We start from the raw sequence: 13,160 nt of genomic DNA, 5'->3' as shown, positions 1-13,160 counted from the left end.
TCGAAAGACAACAGTGGAGCTAGTAGATGGCAACTATCAACCAGCTGGTACGTCAGCCGCGTAAGCGTATCGTCGAGAAATCCGACGTGCCTGCGCTGCAGAACTGCCCGCAACGTCGTGGCGTATGCACCCGTGTGTATACCACCACGCCGAAAAAACCTAACTCGGCACTGCGTAAAGTATGCCGTGTGCGTCTGACCAACGGTTTCGAGGTTTCCTCGTACATCGGCGGTGAAGGCCACAACCTGCAAGAACACAGCGTGGTACTGATCCGCGGCGGTCGTGTAAAAGACTTGCCAGGTGTTCGTTACCACACCGTTCGTGGTTCTTTGGATACTTCCGGTGTTAAAGGTCGTAACCAGGGCCGTTCGAAATACGGTACCAAGCGTCCGAAGTAAGTGCAGCGTCCGAGTGATCGGTCGTTTCACCCAAAATAGATTTTCATTTTTCTGAGTCGATAAGAGTAAGGTCGGGCGTTTAACCCAGGATTGTCATCCAGAGGTTTTATTGTTCCCGGGCTAACCTGAAGACCGTTTGAGGGCTTATCCATGCCAAGAAGACGTGTAGCAGCCAAGCGCGAAGTGCTTGACGATCCAAAATACGGTAGCCAGATCCTGGCCAAGTTCATGAACCACGTAATGGAAAGCGGCAAGAAAGCCGTTGCCGAGCGTATCGTTTATGGCGCCCTGGAAAAGGTTAAAGAGCGCAAGAACAGCGATCCCCTGGAAATCTTCGAGAAAGCTCTCGACGCCATCGCTCCGCTGGTCGAAGTGAAGTCGCGCCGTGTAGGCGGTGCTACTTACCAGGTTCCGGTCGAAGTTCGTCCGTCCCGTCGTAACGCCCTGGCCATGCGCTGGTTGGTGGATTTCGCCCGTAAGCGTGGCGAGAAATCCATGGCCCTGCGCTTGGCTGGCGAGCTGTTGGATGCTGCTGAAGGCAAAGGTGCTGCAGTTAAGAAGCGTGAAGACGTGCACCGTATGGCTGAAGCCAACAAAGCGTTTTCGCACTACCGCTTCTAAATTTAGCGCTTTTAATATTGCGAGGGCTTTATGGCTCGTCTTACACCGATTTCCCGCTACCGTAACATCGGTATCGTCGCGCACGTGGATGCTGGCAAAACCACTACCACCGAGCGCGTGCTTTTTTACACAGGCGTGAACCACAAAATGGGCGAGGTGCATGATGGCGCCGCGACCATGGACTGGATGGTTCAGGAGCAGGAGCGCGGTATCACCATTACCTCCGCTGCTACTACTGCGTTCTGGTCTGGCTCCGTTAAGCAGCACAAAGACAGCTACCGCTTCAACATCATCGATACCCCCGGGCACGTTGACTTCACCATCGAAGTAGAGCGCTCGCTGCGCGTACTCGACGGCGCCGTCGTTGTGTTCTGTGGTACTTCGGGCGTTGAGCCACAGTCGGAAACCGTATGGCGTCAAGCCAACAAATACGGCGTTCCACGTCTTGTTTACGTAAACAAGATGGACCGTGCTGGCGCAAACTTCCTGCGCGTAGTTGGTCAGATCAAGCAGCGTCTGGGTCACACTCCGGTGCCAATCCAGTTGGCTATCGGTGCTGAAGACAACTTCCAGGGTCAGATCGATCTGATGACCATGGAAGCTGTTTACTGGGATGACGCCGACAAGGGCATGGCTCCTCGTCGCGAAGCAATCCCGGCCGAGCTGCAAGAGTTGGCTGACGAGTGGCGCAGCAACATGGTTGAAGCTGCCGCTGAAGCCAACGAAGAGCTGATGAACAAATACCTTGAAGGTGAAGAACTCACCAACGAGGAAATCAAGGCCGCTCTGCGTCAGCGTACTATCGCTGGCGAAATCGTCCTGGCTGTTTGTGGTTCTTCGTTCAAGAACAAAGGCGTGCCTTTGGTTCTCGATGCTGTTGTCGACTACCTGCCTGCTCCTGTCGACATCCCGGCCATCAAGGGTTCCGACCCGGATGACGAGACTGTCGAGATGGAGCGTCACGCAGACGACAGTGAGCCTTTCTCTGCTCTGGCATTCAAAATTGCCACCGACCCATTCGTGGGTACTTTGACCTTTGCCCGTGTTTACTCGGGCGTGTTGAGCTCCGGCGACGGCGTGATCAACTCGGTTAAAGGCAAGAAAGAGCGCGTGGGCCGTATGGTTCAGATGCACGCGAACACTCGCGAAGAGATCAAAGAAGTACGCGCTGGCGACATCGCGGCCCTGATCGGCATGAAGGACGTCACTACCGGTGACACCCTGTGCTCCGCTGAAAAGCCAATCATCCTGGTTCGTATGGACTTCCCGGAGCCGGTTATTTCGGTTGCCGTTGAGCCTAAGACCAAGGATGACCAGGAAAAGATGGGTATCGCTCTGGGCAAGCTTGCTCAGGAAGACCCGTCGTTCCGCGTCAAGACCGACGAAGAGACTGGCCAGACCATCATCTCCGGTATGGGCGAGTTGCACTTGGATATTCTCGTCGACCGCATGAAGCGCGAGTTCGGTGTAGAAGCCAACATCGGTAAGCCGCAGGTTTCTTACCGCGAGAAGATCTCCAAGAGCTGTGAGATCGAAGGCAAGTTCGTTCGCCAGTCCGGCGGTCGTGGCCAGTTTGGTCACTGCTGGATTCGCTTCGCACCGGCTGACGAAGGTCAGGAAGGTCTGGAGTTTGTGAACGAGGTTGTGGGTGGTGTGGTTCCGAAGGAATACATCCCGGCAATCCAGAAAGGTATCGAAGAGCAGATGAAGAACGGCGTCGTCGCCGGCTATCCGCTGATCGGCCTGAAGGCTACCGTGTTTGACGGTTCCTACCACGACGTCGACTCCAACGAGATGGCGTTCAAAATCGCAGCTTCCATGGCGACCAAGCAGCTGGCCCAGAAGGGCGGCGGTGTTGTGCTTGAGCCGATCATGAAAGTTGAAGTGGTAACCCCGGAAGATTACATGGGTGACGTGATGGGTGACCTGAACCGTCGTCGTGGTTTGATTCAAGGTATGGAAGATACGGTTTCCGGCAAGGTTATCCGTGCCGAAGTGCCGTTGGGTGAGATGTTCGGTTACGCGACCGACGTCCGTTCCATGTCTCAGGGTCGCGCGAGCTACTCCATGGAATTCTCTAAATACTCCGAGGCTCCGTCGAACATCGTCGAAGCTCTGGTTAAAAAACAAGGCTGATTTCAGCCCCTTTAGGCAAGGAGTTTATTGTCGTGGCTAAAGAAAAATTTGAACGTAACAAACCGCACGTCAACGTTGGCACCATCGGTCACGTTGACCACGGTAAAACCACTCTGACCGCTGCGCTGACTCGTGTTTGCTCCGAGGTTTTCGGTTCGGCTCGCGTTGACTTCGACAAGATCGACAGCGCTCCAGAAGAAAAAGCTCGTGGTATCACCATCAACACCGCTCACGTTGAATACGATTCGGCCGTGCGTCACTACGCACACGTTGACTGCCCAGGTCACGCCGACTACGTGAAAAACATGATCACCGGTGCTGCGCAGATGGACGGCGCGATCCTGGTTTGCTCGGCCGCTGATGGTCCGATGCCGCAAACTCGTGAGCACATCCTGCTGTCCCGTCAGGTAGGCGTTCCTTACATCGTTGTCTTCCTGAACAAGGCTGACATGGTGGACGACGCTGAGCTGCTGGAACTGGTAGAGATGGAAGTTCGTGATCTGCTGAGCACTTACGAGTTCCCAGGCGACGACACTCCGATCATCATCGGTTCGGCTCTGATGGCTTTGAACGGCCAAGACGACAACGAAATGGGCACCAGCGCTGTCAAGAAGCTGGTTGAGACTCTGGATAGCTACATTCCTGAGCCAGTTCGTGTTATCGACAAGCCATTCCTGATGCCAATCGAAGACGTATTCTCGATCTCGGGTCGCGGTACTGTAGTTACCGGTCGTATCGAGCGCGGTATCGTCAAGGTTCAAGAGCCTCTGGAAATCGTTGGTCTGCGTGACACCACTCAGACTACCTGCACCGGCGTTGAAATGTTCCGCAAACTGCTCGACGAAGGTCGTGCTGGCGAGAACTGCGGCGTTCTGCTGCGTGGTACCAAGCGTGAAGACGTTGAGCGTGGTCAAGTACTGGCCAAGCCGGGTTCGGTTAAGCCGCACACCAAGTTCGAAGCTGAGGTTTACATCCTGAGCAAAGACGAAGGTGGTCGTCACACTCCGTTCTTCAAAGGCTACCGTCCTCAGTTCTACTTCCGTACTACCGACGTTACTGGTAGCTGCGAACTGCCGGAAGGCGTTGAGATGGTAATGCCAGGCGACAACATCAAGATGGTTGTTACCTTGATCAAGTCGATCGCCATGGAAGATGGTCTGCGTTTCGCGATTCGCGAAGGCGGCCGTACCGTTGGTGCTGGCGTAGTTGCCAAAATCATCGAGTAATCGTTGATTGGCTAGAAAAAACCCCCGCTTGCGGGGGTTTTTTTATTGAGTTGACACCCGTAGGGGGCATCTATAGAATTGCGCCTCCTTTTAACGGGCGTATTGCGCGCGTTGGGAATAGCAACTGGGAGTCTGTGGACAATGCAAAATCAACAAATCCGGATTCGGTTGAAGGCTTTTGATCATCGCCTGATTGACCAGTCCACCCAGGAAATCGTGGAAACCGCGAAACGTACTGGTGCTCAAGTGCGTGGTCCGATTCCTCTGCCCACTCGCAAAGAGCGTTTCACTGTTCTGGTTTCCCCGCACGTCAACAAAGACGCGCGTGACCAGTACGAGATTCGCACTCACAAGCGCGTTCTGGACATCGTCCAACCAACGGATAAAACCGTTGACGCTCTTATGAAGCTTGATCTTGCAGCTGGCGTAGAAGTTCAGATCAGCCTCGGCTAAAACCGTCTGGTTTTAGTCGTGTAACGCTCTGAAATGGGCGGCCATAGCGGGTGAAAGCCCCGTACACTCATGAGGTTTACAACATGACTATTGGTGTAGTCGGTCGTAAATGCGGTATGACCCGTATTTTCACCGAAGAAGGTGTCTCCATTCCGGTTACGGTCATTGAGATCGAGCCGAATCGCGTCACCCAGTTCAAAACTGAAGAAAGCGATGGCTATCGTGCAGTGCAAGTCACTGTCGGTGAGCGTCGTGCTTCGCGCGTGACTGCTGCTCAGGCAGGTCACTTCGCTAAAGCAAACGTAGCTGCCGGTCGCGGCGTCTGGGAATTCCGTCTTGAAGAAGGCGAGTACCAGGCTGGCGATCTGATCAATGCAGAAATTTTCCAAGCAGGTCAGCTGGTGGATGTCACCGGTCAGTCCAAGGGTAAAGGCTTCGCCGGTACCATCAAGCGCTGGAACTTCCGCGGTCAAGATAACACCCACGGTAACTCCGTCTCCCACCGCGTCCCTGGCTCTATCGGCCAGTGCCAGACTCCTGGTCGTGTATTCAAGGGCAAAAAAATGTCCGGTCATATGGGCGCTGAGCGCGTGACCGTGCAGTCCCTCGAAGTTGTGCGCGTCGACGCTGAACGCAATCTGCTGCTGGTAAAGGGCGCTGTTCCTGGCGCTACCGGTGGCAACCTGGTTGTGCGTCCGGCAGCCAAGGCTCGCGGTTAAGGGGAAGCTGACATGCAATTAAATGTAAATGGCGCTCAGGCGATCGAAGTTTCCGAACTGACCTTCGGCGGCGAATTCAACGAGACACTGGTGCACCAGGCAGTCGTGGCCTACATGGCTGGCGGTCGTCAGGGCAGCAAGCAGCAAAAGACCCGTTCTGACGTATCCGGCGGCGGTAAGCGCCCATGGCGTCAAAAGGGTACTGGCCGCGCTCGTGCCGGTACTATCCGTAGCCCAATCTGGCGTGGCGGTGGTACCACTTTCGCAGCTCGTCCTCAGGATCACAGCCAAAAGCTGAACAAGAAGATGTATCGCGCAGCATTGCGCTCCATCCTTGCTGAGCTGGTACGTAGTGATCGTCTGGTTGTGGTTGAAGACTTCGCGGTCGATGCACCAAAAACCAAAACTCTGCTGAACAAGCTGAATGGCATGGGTCTGACTGATGTTCTGATCGTGTCTGATGCTGTTGATCAGAATCTGTACCTGGCTGCTCGTAACCTGCCGCACGTTGATGTTCGTGACGTACAGGGTTCCGATCCGGTCAGTCTGATCGCATACGACAAAGTGTTGATCACTGTGTCGGCCGTGAAGAAATTCGAGGAGCTGCTGGGATGAACCAGGAACGCGTATTTAAAGTGCTACTTGGCCCGCACGTCTCTGAGAAAGCCACGGTTTTGGCTGACAAAAAAGGCCAGTTCGTTTTCAAGGTTGCTACCGATGCAACCAAGCTGGAAATCAAAAAGGCCGTCGAAAGCCTGTTCAGCGTGAAAGTAGAGCGTGTTACTACCCTGAATGTTCTGGGTAAGAGCAAGCGTACTGCTCGCGGTCTGGGCAAGCGTAACGACTGGAAGAAGGCAGTTATCTCCCTTCAGCCGGGCCAAGATCTCGACTTCAGCAGCAGTGCTGAGTAAGGAAGGGGTGCATCATGGCAATCGTTAAATGCAAACCGACTTCCGCTGGCCGCCGTTTTGTGGTCAAGGTGGTCAACCAGGAGCTGCACAAAGGCGCTCCTTACGCACCGCTGCTCGAGAAGAAGTCGAAGTCTGGTGGTCGTAACAACAATGGCCGTATTACTACCCGTCATATCGGTGGTGGTCATAAGCAGCATTACCGTCTGGTCGATTTCCGTCGCAACGACAAAGATGGCATCCCAGCCACTGTCGAGCGTATTGAATATGACCCGAACCGTACCGCACACATCGCGCTGCTGATGTATGCAGACGGCGAGCGCCGCTACATCATTGCCCCTAAAGGTGTGAGTGCTGGCGACCAGCTGATCGCGGGTGCTCTCGCTCCGATCAAGCCGGGCAACTCGTTGCAACTGCGTAACATCCCAGTCGGTAGCACCATTCATGGTGTTGAGTTGAAGCCGGGTAAAGGCGCTCAGATCGCTCGTTCCGCTGGTGCTTCGGCACAGCTGATCGCTCGTGAAGGTGCGTACGTGACCCTGCGTCTGCGTTCCGGTGAAATGCGTAAAGTACTGGCTGAATGCCGTGCGACCCTGGGCGAAGTCTCGAACTCCGAGCACAGCCTGCGTTCGCTGGGTAAAGCTGGTGCCAAGCGCTGGCGTGGCGTTCGCCCAACCGTTCGTGGTGTTGCCATGAACCCGGTTGACCACCCACATGGTGGTGGTGAAGGTCGTACCTCTGGTGGTCGTCATCCGGTGTCTCCATGGGGCTTCCCGACTAAGGGCGCGAAGACTCGTGGTAACAAACGCACCGATAACATGATCGTCCGTCGTCGCAAGTAAATAGAGGGATACGACAGTGCCACGTTCTCTGAAAAAAGGTCCTTTTATTGATCTTCACCTACTGAAGAAGGTCGAAGTGGCGGTGGAAAAGAACGATCGCAAGCCGGTGAAAACCTGGTCGCGTCGTTCGATGATCCTGCCACAAATGGTCGGTCTGACCATTGCTGTGCATAACGGTCGTCAACATGTTCCAGTTCTCGTGAACGAAGACATGGTCGGTCACAAACTGGGCGAGTTCGCCGGTACCCGTACATATCGCGGGCACGTGGCTGACAAGAAAGCCAAGCGTTAAGGGGTAAGGAAATGGAAGTAGCCGCTAAGTTGTCGGGCGCTCGAATCTCCGCCCAGAAAGCCCGCTTGGTCGCCGACCAAATCCGCGGGAAGAAGGTGGGCGAAGCGCTCAACCTGCTGGCTTTTAGCAGTAAGAAAGCCGCGGAAATCATGAAGAAAGTGCTGGAGTCGGCTGTGGCCAACGCCGAGCACAACGAAGGCGCAGACGTTGATGACCTCAAGGTCTCCACCGTTTTCGTTAACGAAGGGCGTTCGCTGAAGCGCATCATGCCACGTGCCAAAGGCCGTGCTGATCGCATCGTCAAGCGGTCTTGCCATATCACTGTCAAGGTTGCTGACAAGTAACGGAGTCGAAGAGATGGGTCAGAAAGTACATCCCATTGGCATTCGCCTGGGAATCGTCAAGGAGCACACCTCCGTCTGGTACGCCGACGGTCGGACTTATGCGGACTATTTGTTCGCAGATCTGAAGGTGCGTGAATACCTCCAAGACAAACTAAAAAGCGCGTCCGTAAGCCGTATCGATATCCATCGTCCGGCTCAGACTGCACGCATCACCATCCACACCGCTCGTCCAGGTATCGTTATCGGGAAGAAAGGTGAGGACGTTGAGAAGCTGCGTCAGGACCTGACCAAGCAAATGGGTGTGCCGGTGCACATCAATATCGAAGAGATCCGCAAGCCGGAACTCGACGGTATGCTGGTTGCGCAGAGCGTAGCTCAGCAGCTGGAGCGTCGTGTGATGTTCCGTCGCGCTATGAAGCGCGCTGTACAGAACGCCATGCGTATTGGTGCCAAGGGCATCAAAATCCAAGTGAGCGGTCGTTTGGGCGGCGCAGAAATTGCCCGTACCGAGTGGTATCGCGAAGGTCGTGTGCCGTTGCACACCCTGCGTGCCGATATCGACTATGCCACGTACGAAGCGCACACCACTTATGGTGTGATCGGTGTGAAGGTTTGGATCTTCAAAGGCGAAGTAATTGGTGGTCGCCAAGAAGAACTGAAACCACAAGCACCAGCGCCTCGTAAAAAAGCTGCTAAGTAAGGGGTACGCCAAATGTTGCAACCAAAGCGTACGAAGTTCCGCAAGCAGATGACAGGCCACAACCGTGGTCTGGCACAGCGCGGTAGCAAAGTCAGCTTCGGCGAGTTCGCGCTGAAGTCTGTTGCCCGCGGTCGTCTCACCGCCCGTCAGATCGAGTCCGCTCGTCGTGCTCTGACTCGTCACGTAAAACGTGGCGGGAAAATCTGGATTCGCGTGTTCCCTGACAAGCCTGTTACCAAGAAGCCTCTCGAAGTGCGGATGGGTAAAGGGAAGGGTAGCGTTGAGTATTGGGTAGCCCAGATCCAGCCAGGCAAAGTCCTGTATGAGATCGAAGGCGTTTCCGAAGAGCTGGCGCGTGAGGCTTTCGCCCTGGCTGCTGCAAAGCTGCCGCTCGCCACCTCCTTTGTTAAACGGACGGTGATGTGATGAAAGCGAATGAACTTCGTGAAAAATCAGCACAGCAGCTGAACGAGCAACTGCTCGGCCTGCTGCGCGACCAGTTCAATCTGCGTATGCAGAAAGCAACTGGCCAGTTGGGGCAGTCTCACCTGCTCTCGCAAGTTAAGCGCGACATCGCTCGCGTGAAGACTGTGCTTAACCAGCAGGCAGGTAAGTAATCATGGCTGAAGCTGAAAAAACTGTCCGTACGCTGACTGGCCGTGTCGTCAGCGACAAGATGGACAAGACCATCACCGTACTGATCGAGCGTCGCGTTAAGCACCCGATCTACGGTAAATACGTGAAGCGTTCGACCAAATTGCACGCCCACGACGAGACCAACCAGTGCCACATCGGCGACAAAGTCACTATTCGTGAAACTCGTCCGATGGCCAAGACCAAAAATTGGGCACTGGTTGAAGTCGTTGAACGCGCAGTGGAAGTCTAAGGACTAGGGGTCGGAGAAATTATATGATTCAGACTCAATCCATGCTCGATGTAGCTGATAACAGCGGCGCTCGTCGTGTTATGTGCATCAAGGTGTTGGGCGGTTCGCATCGTCGTTATGCCGGCATCGGCGACATCATCAAAGTTACCGTCAAGGAAGCAATTCCGCGCGGTAAAGTGAAAAAAGGCCAAGTGATGACTGCTGTTGTAGTCCGCACTCGTCACGGCGTTCGTCGCCCTGATGGCTCTATCATTCGCTTTGATGGCAACGCTGCTGTTCTGCTGAACAACAAGCAAGAGCCGATCGGCACCCGTATCTTTGGGCCCGTGACCCGTGAACTTCGCTCTGAGAAGTTCATGAAGATCGTCTCGCTCGCCCCTGAAGTGCTGTAAGGAGATCCGACATGCAAAAGATTCGTCGTGACGACGAGATCATCGTGATCGCCGGCAAAGACAAAGGTAAGCGTGGCAAGGTGCTCAAGGTTCTCGCTGACGACCGTTTGGTCGTTGGTGGGATCAACCTGGTGAAGCGCCATACCAAGCCGAACCCTATGTCGGGCGTTCAAGGCGGTATCGTCGAGAAAGAAGCGCCTCTGCACGCTTCTAACGTCGCCATTTTCAACTCTGAAACCAGCAAGGCTGATCGCGTTGGTTTCAAAGTAGAAGAAGGCAAAAAAATTCGTGTCTTCAAGTCGACCCAAAAAGCGGTTGATGCTTGAACACTGCTAGGTAGAAGACCATGGCACGACTAAAAGAGATTTATCGGAAAGAAATCGCTCCGAAGCTTAAGGAAGAACTCAAGCTCTCGAACGTGATGGAAGTTCCGCGCGTTACCAAAATCACCCTGAACATGGGTCTTGGCGAAGCGATCGGTGACAAGAAAATCATCGAACACGCGGTAGCGGATTTGGAAAAGATCACCGGTCAGAAAGTCGTTGTGACTTATGCCAAGAAATCCATCGCGGGCTTCAAGGTTCGTGAAGGTTGGCCGATCGGCGTGAAAGTGACCCTGCGTCGCGAACGTATGTACGAATTCCTGGATCGTCTGCTTTCGATCTCCCTGCCGCGCGTGCGTGACTTCCGCGGCCTGAATGCCAAGTCCTTCGACGGTCGTGGCAACTACAGCATGGGCGTTAAAGAGCAGATCATTTTCCCGGAAATCGATTACGACAAAATCGACGCGCTGCGCGGTCTGGACATCACCCTGACCACTACTGCTCGTACGGATGATGAAGGTCGCGCCTTGCTGCGTGCTTTCAAATTCCCGTTCCGCAACTGATCGGAGTAGGAACATGGCCAAGACAAGCATGAAAAACCGCGAGCTGAAGCGTCAGCAAACGGTTGCCAAGTACGCCAAAAAGCGTGCTGAGCTGAAAGCTACCATCGTTAATCCGAACACCAGTCCGGAAGCTCGTTGGGAAGCGCAGATCGCCCTGCAAAAGCAACCACGTGACGCCAGTGCTTCGCGCCTGCGTAACCGTTGCCGCATCACCGGTCGTCCGCACGGCGTGTACCGCAAGTTCGGCCTCGGCCGTAACAAGCTGCGCGAAGCTGCAATGCGCGGTGATGTACCAGGTCTGGTGAAAGCCAGCTGGTAAGTCGAAGTCTCGACAAGCCGGGGTTGGCTCTTTACGGAGTTGGCCCTGGTACAGAGCAAAAATGAATCAAGCCCCTTTTGGGGCTTGATTCATTTTTAATCAGTCTCTAGAATGTTCGGCTCGCCTGAGCCTGGCTTTTATATGCACGGCATTTTTCTAGCGACATGCAGTAGCCGTTTGGCTAATTCTTTTGTTTCAGGAGCACCTAGCCCATGAGTATGCAGGACCCGTTAGCGGACATGCTAACTCGTATCCGTAATGCCCAGATGGCTGAAAAGTCCGTCGTAAGCATGCCATCTTCCACGTTGAAGGTGGCTGTAGCCAAAGTCCTGAAGGACGAAGGTTACATCGCGGGTTTTCAGATCAGCAGCGATGTTAAACCGCAGCTGTCCATCGAGCTGAAATACTTCGAAGGCCGTCCGGTCATCGAGGAAGTGAAGCGCGTCAGCCGTCCAGGCCTGCGCCAGTACAAGTCCGTTGATGATCTGCCGAAAGTTCGTGGCGGTCTCGGCGTTTCCATCGTCTCCACCAACAAAGGTGTGATGACGGATCGTGCTGCGCGCGCTGCCGGTGTCGGCGGCGAAGTGCTCTGCACCGTGTTCTAAGGGGGGAACAAGCATGTCTCGCGTTGCTAAGAACCCCGTTAAGCTGCCAGCTGGTGTCGAGATCAAACTCGCCGGCCAACAGCTCTCGGTGAAGGGTGCCAAAGGCGCTCTCGAACTGAACGTTCATTCGTCCGTTGAAATTGTTGAGGAAGCTGGTGAGCTGCGTTTCGCTGCTCGCAATGGCGACCAACAAACTCGTGCAATGGCCGGTACCACCCGTGCGTTGGTGAACAACATGGTAATCGGCGTCAGCCAAGGCTTCGAGCGCAAGCTGCAGCTGGTTGGTGTTGGTTACAAGGCTCAGGCTAAAGGCGAAATCCTTTCCCTGGCACTTGGCTTCTCGCACCCGGTGGATTACGAACTTCCACAAGGCGTAACCGCAGAAACTCCTAGCCAAACCGATATCCTGATCAAGGGCATCGACAAGCAGCTGGTAGGTCAAGTGGCCGCTGAGATCCGTGACTTCCGTCCGCCAGAACCTTACAAAGGTAAAGGTGTGCGTTACGCAGACGAAGTCGTCCGCCGTAAAGAAGCGAAGAAGAAGTAGGGCATAGCAAATGACCGACAAAAAAGTTACTCGACTGCGTCGCGCTCGCAAAGCACGCCTGAAAATGCACGAGCTAGAAGCCGTGCGTCTCTGCGTGTACCGCTCTTCGCAGCACATTTACGCCCAGGTCATCTCGGCCGACGGCAGCAAAGTCTTGGCAAGCGCTTCGACTTTGGACAAGGATCTGCGTACTGGTGCCACTGGCAACATCGACGCGGCCACGAAAGTTGGCCAACTGGTTGCTGAGCGTGCGAAAGCCGCTGGCGTCACTCAGGTGGCATTCGACCGTTCTGGCTTCAAGTACCACGGCCGCGTCAAGGCGCTGGCTGATGCTGCTCGTGAAGGCGGGCTGGAGTTCTAAGTTATGGCAAATAACGATCAAAGACGCGACAGCCGTGACAACGGCAACGACGAAGGCTACATCGAGAAACTGGTTCAAGTTAATCGCGTAGCTAAAACCGTAAAAGGCGGCCGTATCTTCACTTTCACCGCGTTGACCGTGGTGGGTGATGGCAAGGGCCGTGTAGGTTTCGGTCGTGGCAAGTCTCGCGAAGTACCGGCTGCTATCCAGAAAGCTATGGAAGCTGCTCGTCGCAACATGATTCAAGTGGACCTTAACGGCACCACTCTGCAGTACGCAATGAAGTCTGCCCATGGCGCCTCCAAGGTGTACATGCAGCCTGCTTCGGAAGGTACCGGTATCATCGCTGGCGGCGCTATGCGTGCTGTCCTCGAAGTTGCTGGCGTGCAGAACGTATTGGCCAAGTGCTACGGCTCGACTAACCCGGTAAACGTGGTTCACGCCACTTTTAAAGGTTTGAAAGCTATGCAATCCCCAGGTTCTATTGCTGCCAAGCGCGGCAAGAGCGTCGAGGAGATCCGCTGA

Annotated in this window: 23 protein-coding genes; all 23 read left to right on the top strand. The window is 54.7% G+C overall.

Features of this window, described 5'->3' with window-relative positions:
* The first annotated feature begins 26 nt into the window (after positions 1 to 26).
* The 23 genes from rpsL to rpsE all read left to right on the top strand — a co-directional run bounded on the left by rpsL (position 27) and on the right by rpsE (position 13,160).
* Positions 27 to 398, top strand: a complete 372-nt coding sequence (gene rpsL / locus AC0IW7_RS23405; protein ID WP_003186084.1) for a 30S ribosomal protein S12 — start codon at positions 27 to 29, stop codon at positions 396 to 398.
* Positions 399 to 548: 150 nt separating this feature from the next.
* Positions 549 to 1,019 (top strand): 30S ribosomal protein S7, encoded by a 471-nt coding sequence (gene rpsG, locus AC0IW7_RS23400; protein WP_002555493.1) that lies wholly within the window; start codon positions 549 to 551, stop codon positions 1,017 to 1,019.
* Between the two features lie 30 nt (positions 1,020 to 1,049).
* On the top strand, positions 1,050 to 3,155 hold the full coding sequence (fusA, locus tag AC0IW7_RS23395; protein WP_122453850.1) for an elongation factor G: 2,106 nt from the start codon (positions 1,050 to 1,052) through the stop codon (positions 3,153 to 3,155).
* 32 nt (positions 3,156 to 3,187) lie between these two features.
* Entirely contained in the window at positions 3,188 to 4,381 is a 1,194-nt protein-coding gene (tuf, locus tag AC0IW7_RS23390) for an elongation factor Tu (protein WP_122453844.1), read from the top strand.
* A 141-nt stretch (positions 4,382 to 4,522) separates the two neighbouring features.
* Positions 4,523 to 4,834 (top strand): 30S ribosomal protein S10, encoded by a 312-nt coding sequence (gene rpsJ, locus AC0IW7_RS23385; protein WP_003186070.1) that lies wholly within the window; start codon positions 4,523 to 4,525, stop codon positions 4,832 to 4,834.
* Between the two features lie 83 nt (positions 4,835 to 4,917).
* Positions 4,918 to 5,553: a 50S ribosomal protein L3 gene (rplC, locus tag AC0IW7_RS23380; protein WP_122453851.1), complete on the top strand. Its 636-nt coding sequence runs from the start codon at positions 4,918 to 4,920 to the stop codon at positions 5,551 to 5,553.
* A gap of 12 nt (positions 5,554 to 5,565) precedes the next feature.
* On the top strand, positions 5,566 to 6,168 hold the full coding sequence (gene rplD / locus AC0IW7_RS23375) for a 50S ribosomal protein L4 (protein ID WP_110618208.1): 603 nt from the start codon (positions 5,566 to 5,568) through the stop codon (positions 6,166 to 6,168).
* Entirely contained in the window at positions 6,165 to 6,464 is a 300-nt protein-coding gene (gene rplW, locus AC0IW7_RS23370) for a 50S ribosomal protein L23 (protein ID WP_002555488.1), read from the top strand. The genes rplD and rplW overlap by 4 nt, the downstream gene beginning before the upstream one ends.
* A 14-nt stretch (positions 6,465 to 6,478) precedes the next feature.
* Positions 6,479 to 7,303 (top strand): 50S ribosomal protein L2, encoded by an 825-nt coding sequence (gene rplB / locus AC0IW7_RS23365; protein ID WP_122453852.1) that lies wholly within the window; start codon positions 6,479 to 6,481, stop codon positions 7,301 to 7,303.
* Positions 7,304 to 7,319: 16 nt separating this feature from the next.
* Positions 7,320 to 7,595 carry a 30S ribosomal protein S19 gene (rpsS, locus tag AC0IW7_RS23360; protein WP_003255482.1) on the top strand — a complete coding sequence of 92 codons (276 nt, stop codon included), beginning with the start codon at positions 7,320 to 7,322 and terminating at the stop codon, positions 7,593 to 7,595.
* An 11-nt stretch (positions 7,596 to 7,606) separates the two neighbouring features.
* A complete protein-coding gene (gene rplV / locus AC0IW7_RS23355; RefSeq protein WP_003103908.1) occupies positions 7,607 to 7,939 on the top strand; it encodes a 50S ribosomal protein L22 in 333 nt (110 codons plus the stop codon).
* A gap of 13 nt (positions 7,940 to 7,952) precedes the next feature.
* Positions 7,953 to 8,639, top strand: coding sequence for a 30S ribosomal protein S3 (gene rpsC / locus AC0IW7_RS23350; protein WP_027982006.1), 687 nt, complete (start codon positions 7,953 to 7,955; stop codon positions 8,637 to 8,639).
* A 12-nt stretch (positions 8,640 to 8,651) separates the two neighbouring features.
* Positions 8,652 to 9,065, top strand: a complete 414-nt coding sequence (gene rplP, locus AC0IW7_RS23345; protein WP_110618209.1) for a 50S ribosomal protein L16 — start codon at positions 8,652 to 8,654, stop codon at positions 9,063 to 9,065.
* Positions 9,065 to 9,256 carry a 50S ribosomal protein L29 gene (rpmC, locus tag AC0IW7_RS23340; RefSeq protein ID WP_002555481.1) on the top strand — a complete coding sequence of 64 codons (192 nt, stop codon included), beginning with the start codon at positions 9,065 to 9,067 and terminating at the stop codon, positions 9,254 to 9,256. Before rplP ends, rpmC begins: the two co-directional genes overlap by 1 nt.
* A gap of 2 nt (positions 9,257 to 9,258) precedes the next feature.
* On the top strand, positions 9,259 to 9,525 hold the full coding sequence (gene rpsQ / locus AC0IW7_RS23335) for a 30S ribosomal protein S17 (protein ID WP_108096530.1): 267 nt from the start codon (positions 9,259 to 9,261) through the stop codon (positions 9,523 to 9,525).
* A gap of 23 nt (positions 9,526 to 9,548) precedes the next feature.
* Positions 9,549 to 9,917 (top strand): 50S ribosomal protein L14, encoded by a 369-nt coding sequence (gene rplN / locus AC0IW7_RS23330; protein ID WP_003289207.1) that lies wholly within the window; start codon positions 9,549 to 9,551, stop codon positions 9,915 to 9,917.
* A gap of 11 nt (positions 9,918 to 9,928) precedes the next feature.
* Positions 9,929 to 10,243 carry a 50S ribosomal protein L24 gene (gene rplX / locus AC0IW7_RS23325; protein WP_056836274.1) on the top strand — a complete coding sequence of 105 codons (315 nt, stop codon included), beginning with the start codon at positions 9,929 to 9,931 and terminating at the stop codon, positions 10,241 to 10,243.
* Positions 10,244 to 10,263: 20 nt separating this feature from the next.
* Positions 10,264 to 10,803 (top strand): 50S ribosomal protein L5, encoded by a 540-nt coding sequence (gene rplE, locus AC0IW7_RS23320; protein WP_110618210.1) that lies wholly within the window; start codon positions 10,264 to 10,266, stop codon positions 10,801 to 10,803.
* A gap of 13 nt (positions 10,804 to 10,816) precedes the next feature.
* Positions 10,817 to 11,122, top strand: coding sequence for a 30S ribosomal protein S14 (rpsN, locus tag AC0IW7_RS23315; protein WP_122453853.1), 306 nt, complete (start codon positions 10,817 to 10,819; stop codon positions 11,120 to 11,122).
* 212 nt (positions 11,123 to 11,334) lie between these two features.
* Positions 11,335 to 11,727 (top strand): 30S ribosomal protein S8, encoded by a 393-nt coding sequence (gene rpsH / locus AC0IW7_RS23310; RefSeq protein ID WP_108096527.1) that lies wholly within the window; start codon positions 11,335 to 11,337, stop codon positions 11,725 to 11,727.
* 13 nt (positions 11,728 to 11,740) lie between these two features.
* A complete protein-coding gene (rplF, locus tag AC0IW7_RS23305) occupies positions 11,741 to 12,274 on the top strand; it encodes a 50S ribosomal protein L6 (protein ID WP_108096526.1) in 534 nt (177 codons plus the stop codon).
* A gap of 10 nt (positions 12,275 to 12,284) precedes the next feature.
* Positions 12,285 to 12,635: a 50S ribosomal protein L18 gene (rplR, locus tag AC0IW7_RS23300; protein ID WP_110618212.1), complete on the top strand. Its 351-nt coding sequence runs from the start codon at positions 12,285 to 12,287 to the stop codon at positions 12,633 to 12,635.
* A gap of 3 nt (positions 12,636 to 12,638) precedes the next feature.
* Entirely contained in the window at positions 12,639 to 13,160 is a 522-nt protein-coding gene (gene rpsE / locus AC0IW7_RS23295) for a 30S ribosomal protein S5 (RefSeq protein WP_108096524.1), read from the top strand.

The organism is Pseudomonas sp. AC229 (genome assembly GCF_979254655.1).
This window is presented reverse-complemented; position numbering and strand designations above follow the sequence as displayed.

Coding starts and splice junctions, on each gene's coding strand:
- rpsL (WP_003186084.1), top strand. CDS start 27: ATGGCAACTATCAACCAGCTGGTACGTCAGCCGCGTAAGCGTATCGTC.
- rpsG (WP_002555493.1), top strand. CDS start 549: ATGCCAAGAAGACGTGTAGCAGCCAAGCGCGAAGTGCTTGACGATCCA.
- fusA (WP_122453850.1), top strand. CDS start 1,050: ATGGCTCGTCTTACACCGATTTCCCGCTACCGTAACATCGGTATCGTC.
- rpsJ (WP_003186070.1), top strand. CDS start 4,523: ATGCAAAATCAACAAATCCGGATTCGGTTGAAGGCTTTTGATCATCGC.
- rplC (WP_122453851.1), top strand. CDS start 4,918: ATGACTATTGGTGTAGTCGGTCGTAAATGCGGTATGACCCGTATTTTC.
- rplD (WP_110618208.1), top strand. CDS start 5,566: ATGCAATTAAATGTAAATGGCGCTCAGGCGATCGAAGTTTCCGAACTG.
- rplW (WP_002555488.1), top strand. CDS start 6,165: ATGAACCAGGAACGCGTATTTAAAGTGCTACTTGGCCCGCACGTCTCT.
- rplB (WP_122453852.1), top strand. CDS start 6,479: ATGGCAATCGTTAAATGCAAACCGACTTCCGCTGGCCGCCGTTTTGTG.
- rplV (WP_003103908.1), top strand. CDS start 7,607: ATGGAAGTAGCCGCTAAGTTGTCGGGCGCTCGAATCTCCGCCCAGAAA.
- rpsC (WP_027982006.1), top strand. CDS start 7,953: ATGGGTCAGAAAGTACATCCCATTGGCATTCGCCTGGGAATCGTCAAG.
- rplP (WP_110618209.1), top strand. CDS start 8,652: ATGTTGCAACCAAAGCGTACGAAGTTCCGCAAGCAGATGACAGGCCAC.
- rpmC (WP_002555481.1), top strand. CDS start 9,065: ATGAAAGCGAATGAACTTCGTGAAAAATCAGCACAGCAGCTGAACGAG.
- rpsQ (WP_108096530.1), top strand. CDS start 9,259: ATGGCTGAAGCTGAAAAAACTGTCCGTACGCTGACTGGCCGTGTCGTC.
- rplN (WP_003289207.1), top strand. CDS start 9,549: ATGATTCAGACTCAATCCATGCTCGATGTAGCTGATAACAGCGGCGCT.
- rplX (WP_056836274.1), top strand. CDS start 9,929: ATGCAAAAGATTCGTCGTGACGACGAGATCATCGTGATCGCCGGCAAA.
- rplE (WP_110618210.1), top strand. CDS start 10,264: ATGGCACGACTAAAAGAGATTTATCGGAAAGAAATCGCTCCGAAGCTT.
- rpsN (WP_122453853.1), top strand. CDS start 10,817: ATGGCCAAGACAAGCATGAAAAACCGCGAGCTGAAGCGTCAGCAAACG.
- rpsH (WP_108096527.1), top strand. CDS start 11,335: ATGAGTATGCAGGACCCGTTAGCGGACATGCTAACTCGTATCCGTAAT.
- rplF (WP_108096526.1), top strand. CDS start 11,741: ATGTCTCGCGTTGCTAAGAACCCCGTTAAGCTGCCAGCTGGTGTCGAG.
- rplR (WP_110618212.1), top strand. CDS start 12,285: ATGACCGACAAAAAAGTTACTCGACTGCGTCGCGCTCGCAAAGCACGC.
- rpsE (WP_108096524.1), top strand. CDS start 12,639: ATGGCAAATAACGATCAAAGACGCGACAGCCGTGACAACGGCAACGAC.